The organism is Microbaculum marinisediminis, from assembly GCF_025397915.1.
GTDB lineage: Bacteria > Pseudomonadota > Alphaproteobacteria > Rhizobiales > Tepidamorphaceae > Microbaculum > Microbaculum marinisediminis.
Map to the genome: position 1 here is coordinate 630,875 of NZ_JALIDZ010000001.1, position 17,281 is coordinate 648,155.

Genomic DNA, 17,281 nt, shown 5'->3' on the forward strand with positions numbered 1-17,281 from the left:
GGTGCTTCGCACGTTTATGACGGAAATTTAATTCGGTTCGCAGCCGCGCCCGAGGAAATCGCCCGTAAACGAAAACGCCCGCCAACGAAAACGCCCGCCGGGGAGACCGCGGCGGGCGTCGTCGTCGTCGATACTGGCGATCGGTCGGCCCGATCTGCCCCGCCTTACTGCGTGGGCAGCGGCTCCGGGCTGTCGGACAGCGACTGCAGGTAGACCAGCAGGTCCGCCCGTTCCGTCGGCTTCCTGACGCCGGCGAAGGCCATCTTGGTCCCCGGAACGAAGCCCTTCGGGTCGGCCAGGAAATGGTCGAGATTGGCGAAGGTCCAGGTCGCGCCGTCGGCGTTGCCATGCTCCTTCATCGCGTCCGAATACGCGAAGCCGTCGTGCCCGCCGATCGTGCGGCCGACGACGCCCCAGAGATTCGGACCGACCTTGTCGGCGCCACCGTTGTCGAAGGTGTGGCAGGCCACGCACTTCTTGGCAGCCTTTTCGCCGGCGGCGACGTCGGCGGCGGCAAGCAGGACCGGAAGCTCGACCACTTCCTCGGTCTGGGCCTCGGCCTCGCCGGCCTCGCCCCCCTCGACGACGGCGACCTCGTAGCCCGGTTTCTCGGGCTGATGAGGGGTGAACAGCTCTTCGGCGAGGATGCCGACGCCCAGGGTCACCAGCAGGGTGAACAGGATCGCGCCAGCGAATTTGTTGAATTCGAAGCTGTCCATTCGCTCCGCACTCCAGGATCTAAGGTCTTGCGCAAGAACCGCACGACCGGCCGCAGCCGGACCGCGTGTCCGGAAAGTCGGGCAGAGAAATAGCCGCAATTGCCCCGGGAAGGCAACATGTATAAAGGACGCAGCCCAAGAATCCCGATGTTTTTGCGGAGGTGCCGATGGCGGCGCTCGTGCTGATTCCGGCCCGAATGGCCTCGACCCGGCTGCCAGGCAAACCGCTGGCCGATATCGCAGGCAAACCGATGATCGTCCGCGTCTACGAACGCGCCGTCGCCGCCGGCGTCGGTCCGGTCGCGGTCGCGACCGACACCGAGGCGGTCGCGCAGGCGATTCGCGCCGCCGGCGGCGAGGCCGTGCTGACGAGGGCCGATCATCCCTCCGGTTCGGACCGGATCAACGAGGCCCTGCAGACCAGGGACCCGGACGGCGCCTTCGACACGGTCATCAACCTGCAGGGCGATCTTCCCGATCTCGATCCGGAGGTCGTCCGCGCCGCCGCCGATCTGATCGGCGACAAACAGGTCGATATCGCCACCTTCGCCGCCGAGATCGTCGATGTCGACGAGCGCGAGGATCCGAACGTGGTCAAGGCGATCGGCACGCAGATCGCGCCGAAACGACTGCGGGCGCTCTACTTCACCCGCGCCACCGCGCCCTGGGGCGAGGGGCCGCTGTATCATCACATCGGCATCTATGCCTGGCGGCGCGCCGCGCTGACCCGCTTCGTCGCCCTGCCGCCCTCCCCGCTGGAAAAGCGCGAGCGCCTCGAGCAGCTGCGCGCGCTGGAAGCCGGGATGCGGATCGATATCGGGCTCGTTGACACGGTTCCGGTCGGCGTCGATACTCCGGCCGATCTTGAGCAGGCCCGTCGCCGTTTCGGCGGATGATCGCCGCTTTTTCCCAATCCGAACCTTTTTTCCCAATCCGAACAGGGATTTGAGAGATGATGACGACACGGCCGCGCCGGATCGTGTTCCAGGGTGAACCCGGCGCCAATTCGCACATGGCCTGCCGCGACGTCTATCCCGACTTCGAAGCGGTCGCCTGCGCAACCTTCGAGGACGCCTTCCAGTCGGTTTCCGAGGGCAATGCCGCGCTCGGCATGATTCCGATCGAGAATTCGGTCGCCGGCCGCGTCGCCGACATCCATCATCTGATGCCGACCTCGGATCTCAACATCATCGGCGAGTACTTCCTGCCGCTGCACCACTATCTGCTCGCGCCGCCCGGCGCGACGCTCGACACGATCAAGACCGTGCACAGCCACGTCATGGCGCTCGGCCAGTGCCGCAAGGCGATCCGCGAGTTCGGCCTGAAGGCGGAAGTCCATGCCGATACCGCCGGGGCGGCGCGCATGGTGGCGGAAGCCGGCGATCCCACCAGGGCCGCCATCGCCTCCCGTCTGGCCGCCGAGATCTACGGCCTCGAGGTTCTGGCCAACGACGTCGAGGACGAGGATCACAACACCACCCGCTTCGTGGTCCTGTCTAAGGACCCGGACTGGGCGGCAAACGGCATCGGGCCGATCGTCACCAGCTTCCTCTTCCGCGTGCGCAACGTGCCGGCCGCGCTCTACAAGGCGATGGGCGGGTTCGCCACGAACGGCGTCAACATGACGAAGCTCGAATCCTACCAGCTCGAGGGCGAGTTCTTCGCGACCCAGTTCTTCGCCGACATCGAAGGCCACCCGGACGATCAGAGCGTCAAGTTCGCCTTCGAGGAACTGGACTTCTTCACGCGCGAGTTCCGCATCCTCGGCGTCTACCGGGCCAGCCCCTTCCGCGCGCGTATCAAGGAACCGAAGCCGGCAGGGAAGTAGCGGCGCGTCCCTGCGTCCCCGGTCGTCTCCGGTCCACCCCCGGTCCGCCCCCAACTCGCCGCTCATCCCCGCGAAAGCGGGGATCGGGTGCGTGAGGCCCTGCCCCGATGCGGGGGATTCCCGCTTGCGCGGGAATGAGCGGACAAGGGGCACCCGCCCTGACGGGAGCAAAGGCGGCCGCCCCTGAAAGGAAAAAAGGCCGCCTGAGGTGAGGCCGATCCCTAGAGGATCGCCTCGCCGTCGATGAAGCTGCGCAGGAGCTGGTGCGCGATCGCCATGCGCGGCGGCGCGGCGACGCCTTCGGGATGCTCGCCGGCGAGGATCAGGCGCGCCTCCTGGCGGGAGAACCACCGGCCGGCTTCCAGCTCGGTGGGATCGAGCACGAGATCGCGGCCGCCGGCCGCAGCGAAGCAGCCGATCATCAGGGACGAGGGAAACGGCCAGGGCTGGCTGGAATGATAGGCCACGTCCAGCACCGGGATCCCGGCCTCCTCGGCAACCTCCCGCCTCACCGCCTCCTCGATGGTCTCGCCCGGCTCGACGAAGCCGGCCAGCGCGGAGAACATGTCGGGCAGGAAGCGCGGACTGCGCGCCAGCAGGCAATCGTCGCCGGAGATCACCAGCATGATGACGACCGGATCGGTGCGCGGGAAGTGCTGGGCCCCGCAGCCGGCGCAATCGCGCCGATAGCCGCCGTCGCGCATCCGCGTCGGCGCCCCGCAGCGGGCGCAGAAGCCGTTGCGGGCATGCCAGTCGAGCATGCTTTTCGCCTGGGCGATGGGGCCCAGCATTGCCGGCGCCACGATGCCCTGCACCGCGATCGAGCGTACGTCGATCGCCTTCAGGTTGCCGTCGCCGAACGGCGTCTCGCCCGCCTGCTCCTCGGCCGGCACCTCGGCAACCGGGACGGCGAACATCGCGCGGTCGCCCTCGAGCCCCAGGAACACCGCGCGGGACCGGTCGGCGTCGAGCGCTGCGGCCGCGGCCGCATCGAAGACCGGGTCCGGTTCGGCGCCGTCGGCAACGGCAAAGAGCGGCTTGTCGCCGGCAAACAGCAGATAGCGCGCGCCGGCCCGCGCGGCATCCAGCCAGGCGTCGTCGCCGCGCCTGTCTGCGGCGCGGTCGAGCAGGCTCCCGCTGTAGCCGGTGCGCAGGCTGCGTTCGAGCATGGAGAATTCCTTTCAGCCTGGCCCTTTCAAACGGGCCCTGTCAGCCCGGCCCTGTCAGGCTGGCGCGAACGGTCGCACGCGCGCCCCGGGGCGGGCAAGTCGCGTCGCGCCCTCACCGGCCCTGAAACGCGTCGGAGAGCTTTTCGATCAGGTCGACCCGGGCGTCCTTGTCGTAGGCCTTGCGCGGCACAGCGCCCCAGACCGGGCCGGGCCAGGCCTCGTCATCGCGAAACCGGGCGATGACATGGACGTGCAGTTGCGCGACCTGGTTGCCGAGCGCGGCGACATTGAGCTTCTCGGCGCCGGTCACGGACCGCAGCGCCGCGCTGGCCATCGCGATCTCGTCCATCAGCCGATGGCGGGTTTCCGGCTCCAGATCGACGATCTCGATGGCGTCCGGCGTCCGCGGCACCAGGACGAGCCACGGGAAGTTGGCGTCGTTCATCAGCCGCACCTCGCACAGGTCCAGCATGGCGACGGGAATCGTGTCGGCGGCGAGGCTCGAATGAAGGCTGAAGGTGACGCTCATCGGAATTCGGTCTCCGGATTTCGGGTGATTCCCCTGGAACCGCGTCCGGGATCATCGGTGGTGAGGCCGGTACCGGCAAGGATTTTCGGTGGAAAGCGGCGCAATCCGCACGGATCGGGCCAACGGGGTTGCGTCGGCGCGCGCCAAGTCTGATATAGTCGTGTCAGGGAGGTTGGCGGCGGACGAGCCGCTCGCCAACCGGGTCAGGTCCGGAAGGAAGCAGCCCTAACGAGTACTGGTTCGGGTTGTCGTCCAGCCTCCCACTTTAATCCTAAGCAAAACCGGCATCGCATGCCGGCGCCGCAGGCCCTTTTCGGCGCGAGCAGGGACGCTTCATGGATCAGCGAACACCGGACGATTCGACGGTCGCGCCCGCCGGATATCGTGTGCTCGCGCGCAAGTACCGGCCCTCCAGCTTCGACGACCTGATCGGCCAGGAGCCGATGGTGCGCACCCTGCGCAACGCCTTCGAGACCGGGCGGATCGCGCAGGCCTACATGCTCACCGGCGTGCGCGGGGTCGGCAAGACGACGACGGCGCGCATCCTGGCGCGCGCGCTCAACTACGAGCCGAAGGACGGCGGAGGCGCCGGCGACGCGAAGCCCGGGCCGACGCTCGACATGCCTGAGGAGGGCCGGCACTGCCGCGCGATCCTCGAATCGCGCCATGTCGACGTGATCGAGATGGACGCCGCCTCCCATACCGGCATCGACGACATCCGCGAGATCATCGAGGCGGTGCGCTACCGCCCGGCGGAAGCCCGCTACAAGATCTACATCATCGACGAGGTGCACATGCTCTCGAAGGCCGCCTTCAACGGTCTTCTGAAGACGCTCGAAGAGCCGCCGGAGCATGTGAAGTTCATCTTCGCGACGACGGAAATCCGGAAGGTTCCGATCACCGTTCTGTCGCGCTGCCAGCGCTTCGACCTGCGCCGCGTCGACGCCGACCAGCTGGTCAAGCACCTGGAGGGCATCGCCCGGGCCGAGGCCGTCGACGTGGACGACGAGGCCCTGCGCATGATCGCGCGGGCCAGCGAGGGCTCGGTGCGCGATTCGCTGTCCCTGCTAGACCAGGCCATCGCCCATGGCGGCGGCCAGGTGAAGGCGGAGGAAGTGCGCGGCATGCTCGGCGTCGCCGACCGCGCCCGCGTCGTCGACCTGTTCGACAAGGTGATGTCCGGCGACATCGCCGCGGCGCTGAACGAGCTCGACAGCCAGTACGCGGAGGGCGCGGCGCCGGAGATGGTGCTGACCGACCTCGCCGGCTTCGTGCACCTTGTCACCCGCATGCGCATCGTGCCGGCTTCCGCCGAGGACGCGTCGCTGTCCGAGGCCGAGCGCGAGCGCGGCAAGGAATTCGCGGCGCAGATCCCGGTCTCCGAGCTGAGCCGCGCCTGGCAGATCCTGCTGAAGGGCATCGGCGAGGTGGAGAGTTCGCCGCGCCCGCTGGCGGCCGCCGAGATGGTGCTGGTGCGGCTCGCCTACGCCTCGACCCTGCCGAGCCCGGAGGACGTCATCCGCCGGCTCGACGAGGGCGCGCCGGTGGGCAATACGCCGGCGGCTGGTTCGGGCGGCCCGGGCAATCCGGGCGGCGGCGGCGGGGCGAGCGCGGCGGCGCCCGGGCGGTCGGCCTTCAAGCCGACCCTTCCCACCTTCGTGCCGACCAAGGCGACGGCGGGGCCGACTGCCTTGCGCGTCGTGCCGAGCCCGCAGCCGCAGGCGCCGGCCGTCGACCTGCCGCTCCCGCGCACCTTCGAAGCCGTGGTGGCGCTGGCCGAGGAGAAGCGCGACGCCAGGCTGCGCTCGGCGCTGGAGCTGTTCGTGCGCATCGTCCGGTTCGAGCCGGGACGCATCGAAATGTCGCTCGCCGACAACGCGCCTGGCGATCTCGTCCACGATCTGCAGCAAAAACTGTCGGAATGGACCGGAAAGCGCTGGGTCGTCGCGGTTTCGCGCGAACAGGGCGCGCCGACCGTCCGCGAGCAGCGCGAGCAGACCCGCACGGCGCTGATCGATTCAATGCGCCGCGATCCGACCGTGTCGGCGGTGCTGAGCGCGTTTCCGGGCGCCGAGATCGTCGATGTCCGCGCCGAACCGGCCGACGACCCTGCCTCCGACATGCCGGATACCGGTACGGTCGAGACACTGGATTCGCCCGACGACGAAGACGATTGATCCGAAAGGACCGCAATGATGGACTTCATGAAGATGATGAAACAGGCCAAGGAGCTGCAGGCCCGCATGGGCGAGCTTCAGGCCGAGCTCGAGGCGCTGGAGGTCGAGGGCACCGCAGGCGGCGGCCTCGTCACCGTCACGCTGTCGGCCAAGGGCGGCATGCGCGGCCTGAAGGTCGATCCGAGCCTGATCAAGCCGGAAGAAGCCGAGATTCTGGAAGACCTTATCATCGCCGCCCATGCCGACGCGCGGCGCAAGGCCGAAGCGGCCATGGCCGAGAAGATGCAGGACGTCACCGGCGGCCTGCAGTTGCCGCCCGGCATGAACCTGCCCGGCATGTGAGCCGGCGGCCGCGTCGGCGTTACGTCCGTCCGTCGCCGGCTTCGAACAAGGCGTTCAGCCCGTCCCGATAGGTCGGGTACTGCAGTTCGACGCCCAGTTCCTGCTTGATCCTGTCGTTGCGCGCGCGGCGGTTCGCCGAATAGAAGCTCCGCGCCATCGGCGTCAGCTCGGCGTCGTCGAAGGCAATTTCCGGCGGCGGCGCGACCCCCATCAGGTCCGCGGCAAAGGCGATGACGTCCTGCGGCGGCCCGGGCTCGTCGTCGGACAGGTTGTAGACGCCGCCGGCGCGCGGACGCGCCATCGAGGCTTCCAGCACGCCGGCGATATCGGCGACATGGATGCGATTGAAGACCTGGCCGGGCTTCACCAGCCGCCGCGCCTTTCCGGCCTTCAGATTGACCAGCGCGTTGCGGCCCGGCCCGTAGATGCCGGCGATACGGAACAGCATGACCGGGATGCCGGCCTCCTCGCCGAACCGGAGCCAGTCCTGCTCGGCGACGACGCGGCGGGCGTTGCGCGGGCTCACAGGAGCGGTCGCCGCCGTCTCGTCGATCCAGGCGCCGCCGTGATCGCCATAGACGCCGAGCGTCGAGAGATAGCCGAGCCACCGGATCGTGCCCGACCGGGCGGCGAGATCCGCACGGTGGTGGATCAGCACCGGATCGCCCGCCTCTCCCGGCGGGATCGACTGGAGCACGTGCGTCGCGCCGTCGAGCGCCGTCGCCACCTCCGGTCCCGGCGCAGCGCCTTCGAAGACGACCGCCTCCACGCCTTCGGCCCTGAGCGCCTCGACCTTTTCGCGCGTGCGCACACTGCCCGCGACGCGCCAGCCGCCTGAGGTCAGGCGACGCGCGAGCGTCATCGCGGAAAAGCCGAGGCCGAAAATGAAAATCTTATTCATGACGTCCGTACCGAGGGATGATCGTGCCGAATGAAGACGATGCGGGGGGATCACATAGCGCCGGTCAGCGCGGCCTGCCACTCCTCGCGGACCGACGGGTCTTGCTCAGCCGCCTGCCGATGTTCGGCCAGTGCCGCGAACTCGGTCCCCGGCAACAGTCGCGACAACGCCCAGACCGCGGCGCCACGCACCACCGGCGCTTCGTCGTCGAGGCGGTCGCGGGCGCAGGCGGCGAGGCCCGTTTCGCCGGAATTGCCGATGGCGATCAGCACGTTGCGCAGGAACCGGTCGCGGCGGATACGCTTGACCGGCGACTTCGTGAACAGGGCGCGAAAGGCCGTGTCGTCGAGCCGGGACAGATCGGCAAGTGCCGGCAGGGACAGGTCTGGCCGCGCCTGCAGCTTCATCTCGTTCCCGGCGACGGCGAACTTGTTCCACGGACAGACGGCAAGGCAGTCGTCGCAGCCGTAAATGCGGTTGCCTATGCCCGGGCGCAGCTCGCGGGGGATCGGACCGGCGTGCTCTATGGTCAGGTAGGAGATGCAGCGCCGCGCATCGAGCCGGTAGGGAGCCGGGAAGGCGCCGGTCGGACAAATGTCGAGGCAGGCGCGGCAGGAGCCGCAATGGTCGGCCTCAGGTTCGTCTGCGGGAAGCTCGGCGGTGGTGAAGATCTCGCCCAGGAAAAGCCAGGAGCCGAGCTCGCGGGAGACGAGATTGGTGTGCTTTCCCTGCCAGCCCACGCCGGCGGCCTGCCCCAGCGGCTTTTCCATCACCGGCGCGGTATCGACGAAGACCTTCACGTCCGCGCCGGTGCGCGTGGCGAAGTCGCGGGCGACCGCCTTCAGCTTCTTCTTGACGATGTCGTGGTAGTCGTCGGCGCGCGCATAGACCGAGATCATCCCGCGGTCGCGGTGTTTCAGGTCGTCGAGCGGATCGTGGTCCGGACCGTAATTGAGGCCAAGCACGAGGATCGACCGGACATCGGGCCACAAGGCGCGGGGCGCGCGGCGCCGCTCGGCCGTCGTCGCCATCCACTCCATGGTGCCGTGATGGCCCGCCTCCAGGAAGGCATCGAACCGAGTACCGGTATCAGGGGCGGCGTCGGGGCGGGTTACGCGGGCAACATCGAAGCCTTCTTCCAGCGCACGCTCGATCGCCCACCGCTTGAGGCGGTCCGGCGAAACAGCGACATCAGAAGTCGAGGTCGACATAGGTGCGCGACGGCGCCACTCCCGCGATCTGATCCACCAGCAGAGGCCGGAACGACGGGCGCGACTTCACCCGCGCATACCAGGCCTTGGCCGGTTCGAACTCGTCCCACGGCACTTCGCCGAGATAGTCGATCGAGGACAGATGCGCGGCGGCGGACAGATCGGCGTAGGACAGATCGTCCCCTCCAAGCCAGTTCCGCCGTCCCGCAAGCCAGCCGATATAGTGCAGATGATAGCGGATATTGGCGCGGGCGGCGCGGATCGCCGCCGAATCGGGCGCTCCGCCGCCCTGTTCCGGCGTCATGAAGCGCTTGTAGACGCGCTCGGTCAGCAGATAGTTCGACACCTCCTCGTGGAAACGGATATCGAACCAGTCGAGCAGACGGCGCACCTCGGCGCGCCCGCGCGCGGTGTCGGGCAGCAGCCTGCGGGCGCCGGCCTCCGCACCGCGCGTCTCGTCGAGATATTCCAGAACCGGTCTCGGCCCGCAGATCGCCGGCCCCTCGCCGTCGAGCAGGACCGGCAGGGTCCCGGCCGGATTGACGATCAGGAACTCGCGGCGACGTTCCCAGATACGCTCCTCGACGAATTCGGCGCTAAGGCCGTATTCCCCCAGCGCGATCCGCACGCAACGCGAAAACGGGCAAAACGGGTGGTGATAAAGATTGAGCATACTCTGCCGTTGTTACGACGCACTGGACTGCGGCAACCATACGCAAAACCCGCGCGACAGCTTCGTTGGATGGCGCGGACGGTTCCGGTATAGAGGCCACGACCCCGGGGAACAACACGATTCGCCGATATCCGGGAGGTTAGCCCGACCCCGATCAGCGAGTCGATACGGGGTCAGCGGGGACGAAATATGACATCGGAAACGATTATTCAGGCGGCGTTCCTGGGGCTGATCGAAGGGTTGACCGAGTTCATCCCGGTATCGTCGACCGCGCATCTCCTGCTGGTCGGCCATTTCCTCGGTTTCGAAAATCCCGGCCGCGCCTTCGAGGTGCTGATCCAGCTCGGCGCAATCTTCGCCGTCGTCGGCGTCTATTTCACCCGGCTGCTGCGCATCGCGCTGGCGCTGCCGAGCGACCCGAAGGCGCGGAAATTCGTGATCGGCGTCGTACTGGCCTTCCTCCCGGCGGCGGTCGTCGGGGTGCTGCTCCACGATTTCATCAAGTCGGTCCTGTTCGAATCGCCGGTCGTGATCTGCGTGACGCTGATCGTCGGGGGCCTTCTGCTGATGTGGCTCGATTCGATGGACCTGCGCCCACGCTACACCGAAGCGACGGACTATCCGCTGTCGCTCTATTTCAAGATCGGCGTGTTCCAGTGCCTCGCCATGGTTCCCGGCGTTTCGCGCTCGGGCGCAACCATCGGCGGCGCGCTCCTGATGGGTGCCGACAAGCGCTCGGCGGCGGAATTCTCGTTCTTCCTGGCGATGCCGACCATGGCCGGCGCCTTCGCCTACGATCTCTACAAGAACATCGACGTGCTCGGTGCCGAGGACGCCAAGCTGATCGCCGTCGGCTTCGTGATGTCGATGATCTCCGGCGTGATCGTGGTGCGCACCCTGCTCGATTTCGTTTCGCGGCACGGTTTCGCACCGTTCGCCTGGTGGCGAATCATCGTCGGCTCGGCGGGACTTGCCGGTCTCTGGGTCTACGGCTGAGCGGCTGAGCCGCCGACCGGCGGTCAGGACTGCGAGACAGTGCGGTCCGGCGACGAGAACTGACCGGCCTTGCGATAGCGGGCGAGATAGGCGGGCACGACCGTCTCGATCGCGTTCGGATCGATACCGATGCCTTCCAGCGTCCGGCCTTCCTTGATCGCCTCTTCCGAAACCACGTTGTCGCGGGCGAGCAAGCGCACCTGATCGACGGTCAGCAGCGGCTTGGGAAACATCTGCAGGAACCAGGCTTTCAGCTTGGCGATCTCGAAGGGCAGCGGCGCCAGGATGCGGCGCCGGCCGGTCACCTTGAGGATGTATTCGAGAAGCTGCTTGAAGGTCCGGATTTCCGGGCCGCCGAGCTCATAGACCGTGCCGGACGTCAGCTTGCCGTCCACGCCCTGGGCGACGGCCTCGGCGACGTCGCCGACATAGACCGGCTGGAACCGGGTGTTGCCGCCACCGATCAGCGGCAGGACCGGCGCGATGCGCGCCATCGCGCCGAAGCGGTTGAAGAAATCATCCTCCGGACCGAACACGATCGATGGTCTCATGATCACGGCATCCGGGAACGCGGTCCGTACGGCGGCTTCGCCGGCGGCCTTGGTCCGGGCGTAGTTGGACTCGGAGTTCGCATCCGCCCCGATGGCCGAGATATGGACCAAGCGACCGACGCCGGCGTCCCGGGCCGCGGCGGCGACGGCGCCGGGGCCGACGGCCTGGACGACATCGAAGCTCTGACGGCCGGATTCATAGAGAATGCCGACGAGATTGACGACCGCATCGGAGCCGGCAATCGCGCGATCGATCGACTCGCGATTGCGGATGTTGGCCTGGACGGCGTGGATCTGGCCGACGCCGCCGAGCGGCTGCAGGAACCCGGCCAGATCGGGCCGGCGCACGGCAACGCGCACCCGATAGCCGCGCCGCGCCAGCGCGCGCACCACATGTCGGCCGACGAAACCCGAGCCGCCGAAGACCGTGACGAGCTCGCTCCTGACGTATCCGGTCGCCATCGCCTGAAAGGCCTCCCTTCCTGCTGCCCGCCGAACAAGCGCGGGCTTTCCGGCCCCTCAAATAGCCGACGGGTCGGCGGCTGTATAGGCCGTCGACCCGTGCGAAGTCCCGATCTTTTCGTCGCGTTTTTCGTCGCGCCGGCTCAGCCGGTCGCGCCGTCGATGTTTTTCAGCTTCTGCCAGGGATCGGGCGTCTTCATCATCTGCTTGAGGTACGCCATGTTCACCTTCACGTCCTCCGGCGACAGATCCCGGGCGGCGTAATCCTCGGCCTCGGCGAACTTGCCCTGCATGGCCAGCACGAGTGCGAGATTCTGCCGCACCTTCGGCGTCGCCGTGGGATTGGAGGCAGCCTTGCGCAAGGTCATCTCGGCATCGGCGATCTTGTTGGAGAGCGCGTAGGAAAGGCCGAGATTGGCGAGAATCGAGGAATTGTTCGGATCGAGCGACAGCGCCTGCTTGTAGCGCTCGCGCGCCTCGCCGTTGCGGCCGAGCTGGTCGAGCGCGGCCCCTTGCGCGGACAGGGTGGCGGCACTGCGGTCGCCCGCCGAACTCGCCTGCTCCAGCGCAGCGAGCGCCTCGTTCGGATTGCCGGCGCGCAAGGCGCGGCGGCCATAGGCCGACAGGATGCGCGGATCACTCGGATTCTTGTCCTTGGCCATCTTGAGAGCGCCGACGGCCTGTTCGGAGCGCCCGAGACCGTCCAGGGCATCGGCGAAGGCGAGCGCAACGTCGGCGTTGCCCGGATCGCGCTTGAACTGGTCCTGAAGCTTGGCAGCCTGCTTGAGCTGCTCCTGCGACCCGGGGGCCTGGGCGGTCTGGGTCGCAGCCTCCTTGGATATGGAGCCCGTGGTCAAGGTCTTCTGGCATCCGCCGAGGGCGAGACCCGCAGCGAGCAGGATGACAGGACACTTGAGATAGGCGGAAACGGAAATCGGCATTTGAAGTCCCCGTCCCAGGACGAACACAAAGCCGGCAAAGTCGATCCGGCGACAGTTCGTCAATAAACTGGTAACCCTAACAGCCGGTTAACCGAGCCCCCCCGGCCATTGGCGCCGGCCCACCCGCGCGGTTCCGTCTGGACTTGCGTCTTCGCACGGCACGTCCCACAAATCCCCGGTCACAAGACCCGCGTCTCGATATTCAGGTCGCACGACCCGGGGACACCGTCGCCAGAGGAGCCACCATGATCGACTGCCTGCTGCCCGCCGCGTCATCCGAGACCGCCGTTCCGATCCGCTTCGTCGAGCCGGGCGAGGACGACGCCCATCTGGACGGCCTGAGCGCGGCACAGCGGGCCTTCCTGGAGACGACCGGCTACAAGCCCAAGGCAGGCCGGACGGCGCTGCTTCCCGACGCCGACGGACGCCTGGCGCTGGTGCTGTTCGGGCTCGGGGCGAAGGACGACGCGGACCGAACCCCGCTGCTGCCCGGCAAGCTCGCGGACGCACTTCCCGCAGGCACCTATCGGTTCGACAACGCGCCGGACGATCCGACTCTGGCGATCCAGTCCTTCGCGCTTGGACGGTACCGGTTCACTGCCTATCGCGGCGGCGGCGACAGCAAGGACCAGTCCGGCAGCGACGTCAGACTGATCCTCCCGGCAGACGTCGACGAGGCCGAGATACGCCGCGTCGTGACCGGCGTGTCGCTCGCCCGTGACCTGATCAACACGCCGGCCAACGACATGGGACCGGACGAACTGGAGGCGACGGCACGCAGACTCGCCGAGACGCACGCAGCATCGGTCTCGGTGACCACCGGCGACGCGCTGCTCGAGGCCGGCTTCCCGATGATCCACGCCGTCGGCCGGGCCAGCCCGCGCGCGCCCCGGCTGATCGATCTGAGCTGGGGCGATCCCGCGGCGCCGAAGCTGACCCTCGTCGGCAAGGGCGTCTGCTTCGACACCGGCGGGCTCGATATCAAGCCGGCCGCGGGAATGCTGATGATGAAGAAGGACATGGGCGGCGCCGCCTGCGTTCTCGGCCTGGCCGCGATCCTCATGGACGCGAAGCTGCCGGTCCGTCTGCGCGTGCTGGTGCCGGCAGTGGAAAACGCGGTCGCGGGCAACGCCTTCCGGCCGGGCGACGTGCTGGAAAGCCGCAAGGGACTGGCCGTCGAGATCGGCAACACGGACGCGGAAGGCCGGCTGGTGCTGGGCGACGCGCTGGCGCTCGCCGACGAGGAATCCCCCGACCTCATCATCGACATGTCGACGCTTACGGGGGCGGCGCGCGTCGCCCTCGGGCCCGACCTGCCCGCCTTCTTCAGCCGCGACGACACGCTCGCCGCCGCGATCGCGGATCAGGCCATGGCCGCCCACGACCCGGCCTGGCGGCTGCCACTTTGGCAACCCTACATGAAGATGATCGACGGCAAGGTCGGCGACCTGAACAACGCCGGCAACTCACCGTTCGCCGGGGCCATTACCGCCGCGCTGTTCCTGTCGCGCTTCGTCGAGCCGGCGACGCCCTGGGCGCATTTCGACGCCTATTGCTGGAATCCGTCGAACCGGCCCGGCCGGCCGGAAGGCGGCGAGGCGCAGGCGATCCGCGGGCTCTACGCGATGCTCAAGGCGCGCTATGCGGGCTAGCTAGGCCGGCACGGCGTCAGGCGTTGCCTATCAATATCCCGGCGGCGAAGACCAGCGCGCCGCCCATCACGATCTGGAAAGCCGCCGACCAGAACGGCGTGTCCATGTAGCGGTAGCGGATCCACGAGATCGCCCAGAGTTCGATCACGACAATGATGATCGCGATCGTGGTGGCGATGCCGAAATGCGGGATCAGATAGGGCAGCGCGTGGCCCAAGCCGCCGATCGTCGTCATCAGGCCGCTGGCCAGGCCGCGAATCCAGGGGCTGCCGCGCCCGGTCAGCGCGCCGTCGTCGGACAGCGCTTCGGCGAAGCCCATCGAGATGCCGGCACCGATCGAGGCGGCGAGACCGACAAGGAACGTCTGCCAAGTGTCGTGAGTGGCGAAGGCGGCGGCGAACAGCGGCGCCAGGGTCGACACCGAACCGTCCATAAGCCCGGCAAGGCCGGGCTGGACGATCTGCAGCAGGAACAGCTTGTGCTCGACCTCCTTCTCGGATTTGACGGCCTCCTTGGTCAGATGCCGCTCGCCGAGCCGTTCGGCGACGGCCTCGTGATGGCGCTCCTCCTCGGCCAGATCACCGAGCAGCTTGCGGATGCCGGCATCGGTCGAGCGTTCGGCGGCGCGCAGATAGAACCGCCGCGCCTCCGCCTCCATCAACCCGACCTGCTCGCGCACCTTGTCGATGCCGAGCGGACGCGTCATCCAGTATGGCCGCCGCGTCAGGAAGCCGCGTATGTCCTCGCGGCGCACAAGCGGGATCGTCTCGCCGAAACGGGAGCGGAACAGCTCGATCAGCCGGCGGCGGTGCTCGTTCTCTTCCGCCGCCATGGCATCGAACATCTCCGCGGAAGCCGGAAAGTCGTCGCGCAGCGCATCGGCATAGGTGGCGTAGATGCGCCCGTCCTCCTCTTCCGCGGCGATGGCAAGCGCCAGAACCTCGCGCTCGGAGAGATCGGAAAAGCGACGTTTGGATAGGATCGGCATATCGGCCTCAGTTTATAATTATTCTAAATTATAACCTCAAAGCCAGAGGAATCAACGGGCGTTTGATCGCGTGCGGGCGGCCCACTGCCCGAGCGCGGTTCGTCATATCCGGAAAACCTCAGCCGTTGAATTTCCGCCTGATCGCGTCGACAGGCTGCGTCACGGTATCGTCCGCGGTGAGCGTATTGACCTCGTCTCCCGGCCGCACCGGATCATGCCTGAAAATATACCAGACGCCGTCGTTCTCGCGCTTCTGGTAGATCGTCCCGCCAGCCTCACGATGCAGGAAACAGGTGGTATTGGCCTGCGTGCCGCTGGAATCGGTCCACTTTCCGCGCAGGCAGAGCCGACCGGAATCCGAAAGCGTGAAACGGCCTTCGCCGTAAGACTCGCCCTTTTCGCCATTGACCCAGGCTAGGAACCGGCGGCCGTCGTCGATGAAGCGCACCGCCCCGTTATCCCACGTCCAGGTCTTGTCACGATAAAGCTTGTGCAGCTCGACCGCGCTCAACGGCTGTGCACCCGACGGCGGCGCTTCCTCGGCAAAGGCACTCGTCCCCAGCCCGCCACCGATCAGCAGTGCCACTCCGGCTGCGATCACTCTTCTCACTTTCGACACCAGCACCATCGCTCTCTCCAGACCGCCCTGTGGTCAATGCTATTGCGACACCGTAATCCGGCTCAAGGAAAAGGACGTCCTCGCGCCGACCACATCTCCTCTCGCACTTTCGGGGCGCCCTGTGAATCCGGTTCGAACCCGAAAACGTCAACAATGCGTCGCGGCACCTTAAGCGTAGCGGCCCGCGACACGCGCCGGCATGAAGCGCGCACGACGTGACGGCAGTCCATGGTTGGCCCGCCCTCGCGGAACCGGTAGTGAGGAATGGCGCCTTCAGACGGCATCCGTCCTGCGTTCGATCAATTTGCACGGACCGGCGGCGGCGCGGCATCAATTCGGTAGGTCGAGGGAGAACGATCGATGACGGAAAAAACGTTCGAATTGAACAGGCGCCGGCTTCTCGGCGCCGCAGGCGTCGGGGCGGCGGGCGCCCTCGCCGCGCCGGCGGTCGTCCAGGCGCAGGAGACGATCCAGTGGAAGATGCCGATCGCCTGGCCGAAGAACACGCCCGGCGTCGGCGTCAACGCGCAACGCGTCGCCGACATGATCGGCGTCATGTCCGACGGCCGGCTGACAGTCAAGCTATTCGGCGCCGGCGAACTGGTCCCGCCGTTCGAGGTCTTCGACGCGGTGTCGTCGGGCGCCGCGGAAATCGGGCACGGTACCTCCTACTTCTGGCAGGGCAAGAACCCCGTCTTCCACTTCTTCACCGGCGTCCCGTTCGGGCTGACCGCCCAGGAACATGCTGGCTGGCTCTACTACGGCGGGGCGCAGGCCCTGTGGGAGCGGGCCTATGAGCCGTTCGGGGTGCTGCCGTTCTATGCCGGTTCGTCGGGCCCGCAGGCCGGCGGCTGGTTCGGCAAGGAAATCAACACGCTTGACGACCTGAAGGGCTTCAAGATGCGCATCGCGGGCCTCGGCGGCGAGGTCATGCGTCGGCTCGGCGTCAACGTGGTGCTGCTGCCGCCGGGCGAGATCTTCGCCGCACTGCAGGGCGGCACGATCGATGCGGCCGAATGGATCGGACCCTGGAACGACCTCGCCTTCGGTCTCTACAAGGTGGTCAAGTACTACTACATGCCCGCCTTCCACGAGACCGGTCCGGCGCTCGAGGTGATCGTCAACAAGGAAGCCTACGACGCCTTGCCGGACGACCTGAAGGAGATCGTCAGACGCGCCGCAACGGCCTCGGCGATGGAGTCCTACGCCGACTTCGCCTACCACAACGCCGAGGCCTTCGGCCCGATCTTGGAGAAGGAGGGGGTCGAGCTGCGCACCTGGCCGGACGAGATCGTCATGGCGCTCGGCGCGGAGTCCGAAAAGGTGCTTGCCGAAATCGGCGACGCCAATCCGCTCGCCAAGGAGACCTACGAGTCCTTCGTCGGCTTCCGCAAGAAGGCGTCCGATTACGCCAAGGCGAGCGAGCAGCGCATGCTGGAAATGCGCTCCATGGTGCTCGGCTCCTGAGGCGCACCGGACGGGACGCCGTCTATCGCGGGGCGACCCTCCGGGTCGCTCCGCCC

General features: G+C 67.4%; 17 protein-coding genes and 1 other RNA gene. 8 read left to right on the forward strand and 10 right to left on the reverse strand.

The window, feature by feature from the left end; all coding sequences use genetic code 11:
* Positions 1-164: 164 nt before the first annotated feature.
* Positions 165-719: a c-type cytochrome gene (locus MUB46_RS03175; RefSeq protein ID WP_261614403.1), complete on the reverse strand. Its 555-nt coding sequence runs from the start codon at positions 717-719 to the stop codon at positions 165-167.
* Between the two features lie 167 nt (positions 720-886).
* Here MUB46_RS03175 and MUB46_RS03180 point away from each other — a divergent pair, with 167 nt between their 5' ends.
* Positions 887-1,615, forward strand: coding sequence for a 3-deoxy-manno-octulosonate cytidylyltransferase (locus MUB46_RS03180; protein WP_261614404.1), 729 nt, complete (start codon positions 887-889; stop codon positions 1,613-1,615).
* A gap of 59 nt (positions 1,616-1,674) precedes the next feature.
* Positions 1,675-2,547 carry a prephenate dehydratase gene (locus MUB46_RS03185; RefSeq protein ID WP_261614446.1) on the forward strand — a complete coding sequence of 291 codons (873 nt, stop codon included), beginning with the start codon at positions 1,675-1,677 and terminating at the stop codon, positions 2,545-2,547.
* Between the two features lie 221 nt (positions 2,548-2,768).
* Here MUB46_RS03185 and nudC read toward each other — a convergent pair whose 3' ends face one another.
* Together nudC and MUB46_RS03195 are read right to left on the reverse strand one after the other, a co-directional pair.
* The gene (gene nudC, locus MUB46_RS03190; protein WP_261614405.1) at positions 2,769-3,716 is read right to left on the reverse strand and encodes an NAD(+) diphosphatase; all 948 of its coding nucleotides are present in this window, start codon (positions 3,714-3,716) and stop codon (positions 2,769-2,771) included.
* A gap of 112 nt (positions 3,717-3,828) precedes the next feature.
* Positions 3,829-4,245: an HIT family protein gene (locus tag MUB46_RS03195; RefSeq protein WP_261614406.1), complete on the reverse strand. Its 417-nt coding sequence runs from the start codon at positions 4,243-4,245 to the stop codon at positions 3,829-3,831.
* A gap of 166 nt (positions 4,246-4,411) precedes the next feature.
* On the opposite strand from MUB46_RS03195, the gene ffs reads away from it, so the two are divergent.
* The 3 genes from ffs to MUB46_RS03210 all read left to right on the forward strand — a co-directional run bounded on the left by ffs (position 4,412) and on the right by MUB46_RS03210 (position 6,764).
* Positions 4,412-4,510: signal recognition particle sRNA small type (ffs, locus tag MUB46_RS03200), an RNA gene on the forward strand.
* Between the two features lie 70 nt (positions 4,511-4,580).
* Positions 4,581-6,422 (forward strand): DNA polymerase III subunit gamma/tau, encoded by a 1,842-nt coding sequence (locus tag MUB46_RS03205; protein ID WP_261614407.1) that lies wholly within the window; start codon positions 4,581-4,583, stop codon positions 6,420-6,422.
* A 15-nt stretch (positions 6,423-6,437) separates the two neighbouring features.
* Positions 6,438-6,764: a YbaB/EbfC family nucleoid-associated protein gene (locus MUB46_RS03210; protein ID WP_261614408.1), complete on the forward strand. Its 327-nt coding sequence runs from the start codon at positions 6,438-6,440 to the stop codon at positions 6,762-6,764.
* A gap of 19 nt (positions 6,765-6,783) precedes the next feature.
* Here MUB46_RS03210 and MUB46_RS03215 read toward each other — a convergent pair whose 3' ends face one another.
* From MUB46_RS03215 to MUB46_RS03225, 3 genes are read right to left on the reverse strand one after another with little or no spacing between them, the layout of a single operon-like run.
* Positions 6,784-7,665 carry an SDR family oxidoreductase gene (locus MUB46_RS03215; RefSeq protein ID WP_261614409.1) on the reverse strand — a complete coding sequence of 294 codons (882 nt, stop codon included), beginning with the start codon at positions 7,663-7,665 and terminating at the stop codon, positions 6,784-6,786.
* Between the two features lie 50 nt (positions 7,666-7,715).
* Complete coding sequence (queG, locus tag MUB46_RS03220; protein WP_261614410.1) at positions 7,716-8,876, reverse strand: tRNA epoxyqueuosine(34) reductase QueG; 1,161 nt, start codon at positions 8,874-8,876, stop codon at positions 7,716-7,718.
* Complete coding sequence (locus MUB46_RS03225; RefSeq protein ID WP_261614411.1) at positions 8,857-9,549, reverse strand: glutathione S-transferase family protein; 693 nt, start codon at positions 9,547-9,549, stop codon at positions 8,857-8,859. The genes queG and MUB46_RS03225 overlap by 20 nt, the downstream gene beginning before the upstream one ends.
* A 189-nt stretch (positions 9,550-9,738) precedes the next feature.
* Between MUB46_RS03225 and MUB46_RS03230 the strand changes: the two genes are divergently transcribed.
* A complete protein-coding gene (locus MUB46_RS03230; RefSeq protein WP_261614412.1) occupies positions 9,739-10,545 on the forward strand; it encodes an undecaprenyl-diphosphate phosphatase in 807 nt (268 codons plus the stop codon).
* A 23-nt stretch (positions 10,546-10,568) separates the two neighbouring features.
* On the opposite strand, the gene MUB46_RS03235 is transcribed toward MUB46_RS03230, so the two are convergent.
* Both MUB46_RS03235 and MUB46_RS03240 read right to left on the reverse strand, forming a co-directional pair.
* A complete protein-coding gene (locus MUB46_RS03235) occupies positions 10,569-11,558 on the reverse strand; it encodes a complex I NDUFA9 subunit family protein (RefSeq protein ID WP_261614413.1) in 990 nt (329 codons plus the stop codon).
* A gap of 143 nt (positions 11,559-11,701) precedes the next feature.
* The gene (locus MUB46_RS03240; protein ID WP_261614414.1) at positions 11,702-12,499 is read right to left on the reverse strand and encodes a tetratricopeptide repeat protein; all 798 of its coding nucleotides are present in this window, start codon (positions 12,497-12,499) and stop codon (positions 11,702-11,704) included.
* A gap of 248 nt (positions 12,500-12,747) precedes the next feature.
* On the opposite strand from MUB46_RS03240, the gene MUB46_RS03245 reads away from it, so the two are divergent.
* Positions 12,748-14,151, forward strand: coding sequence for a leucyl aminopeptidase family protein (locus MUB46_RS03245; protein ID WP_482194179.1), 1,404 nt, complete (start codon positions 12,748-12,750; stop codon positions 14,149-14,151).
* Between the two features lie 16 nt (positions 14,152-14,167).
* Here the strand turns inward: MUB46_RS03245 and mbfA are convergent, their stop codons facing one another.
* Entirely contained in the window at positions 14,168-15,139 is a 972-nt protein-coding gene (gene mbfA / locus MUB46_RS03250; protein WP_261614416.1) for an iron exporter MbfA, read from the reverse strand.
* A 118-nt stretch (positions 15,140-15,257) separates the two neighbouring features.
* Complete coding sequence (locus tag MUB46_RS03255; protein WP_261614417.1) at positions 15,258-15,767, reverse strand: DUF995 domain-containing protein; 510 nt, start codon at positions 15,765-15,767, stop codon at positions 15,258-15,260.
* A 351-nt stretch (positions 15,768-16,118) separates the two neighbouring features.
* On the opposite strand from MUB46_RS03255, the gene MUB46_RS03260 reads away from it, so the two are divergent.
* Positions 16,119-17,225, forward strand: a complete 1,107-nt coding sequence (locus MUB46_RS03260) for a TRAP transporter substrate-binding protein (protein WP_261614418.1) — start codon at positions 16,119-16,121, stop codon at positions 17,223-17,225.
* Positions 17,226-17,281: the final 56 nt, after the last annotated feature.

Excerpts from the sequence above, each read along its gene's own strand:
- MUB46_RS03175 (WP_261614403.1), bottom strand. The coding sequence starts at position 719 with ATGGACAGCTTCGAATTCAACAAATTCGCTGGCGCGATCCTGTTCACC.
- MUB46_RS03180 (WP_261614404.1), top strand. The coding sequence starts at position 887 with ATGGCGGCGCTCGTGCTGATTCCGGCCCGAATGGCCTCGACCCGGCTG.
- MUB46_RS03185 (WP_261614446.1), top strand. The coding sequence starts at position 1,675 with ATGACGACACGGCCGCGCCGGATCGTGTTCCAGGGTGAACCCGGCGCC.
- nudC (WP_261614405.1), bottom strand. The coding sequence starts at position 3,716 with ATGCTCGAACGCAGCCTGCGCACCGGCTACAGCGGGAGCCTGCTCGAC.
- MUB46_RS03195 (WP_261614406.1), bottom strand. The coding sequence starts at position 4,245 with ATGAGCGTCACCTTCAGCCTTCATTCGAGCCTCGCCGCCGACACGATT.
- MUB46_RS03205 (WP_261614407.1), top strand. The coding sequence starts at position 4,581 with ATGGATCAGCGAACACCGGACGATTCGACGGTCGCGCCCGCCGGATAT.
- MUB46_RS03210 (WP_261614408.1), top strand. The coding sequence starts at position 6,438 with ATGATGGACTTCATGAAGATGATGAAACAGGCCAAGGAGCTGCAGGCC.
- MUB46_RS03215 (WP_261614409.1), bottom strand. The coding sequence starts at position 7,665 with ATGAATAAGATTTTCATTTTCGGCCTCGGCTTTTCCGCGATGACGCTC.
- queG (WP_261614410.1), bottom strand. The coding sequence starts at position 8,876 with ATGTCGACCTCGACTTCTGATGTCGCTGTTTCGCCGGACCGCCTCAAG.
- MUB46_RS03225 (WP_261614411.1), bottom strand. The coding sequence starts at position 9,549 with ATGCTCAATCTTTATCACCACCCGTTTTGCCCGTTTTCGCGTTGCGTG.
- MUB46_RS03230 (WP_261614412.1), top strand. The coding sequence starts at position 9,739 with ATGACATCGGAAACGATTATTCAGGCGGCGTTCCTGGGGCTGATCGAA.
- MUB46_RS03235 (WP_261614413.1), bottom strand. The coding sequence starts at position 11,558 with ATGGCGACCGGATACGTCAGGAGCGAGCTCGTCACGGTCTTCGGCGGC.
- MUB46_RS03240 (WP_261614414.1), bottom strand. The coding sequence starts at position 12,499 with ATGCCGATTTCCGTTTCCGCCTATCTCAAGTGTCCTGTCATCCTGCTC.
- mbfA (WP_261614416.1), bottom strand. The coding sequence starts at position 15,139 with ATGCCGATCCTATCCAAACGTCGCTTTTCCGATCTCTCCGAGCGCGAG.
- MUB46_RS03255 (WP_261614417.1), bottom strand. The coding sequence starts at position 15,767 with ATGGTGCTGGTGTCGAAAGTGAGAAGAGTGATCGCAGCCGGAGTGGCA.
- MUB46_RS03260 (WP_261614418.1), top strand. The coding sequence starts at position 16,119 with ATGACGGAAAAAACGTTCGAATTGAACAGGCGCCGGCTTCTCGGCGCC.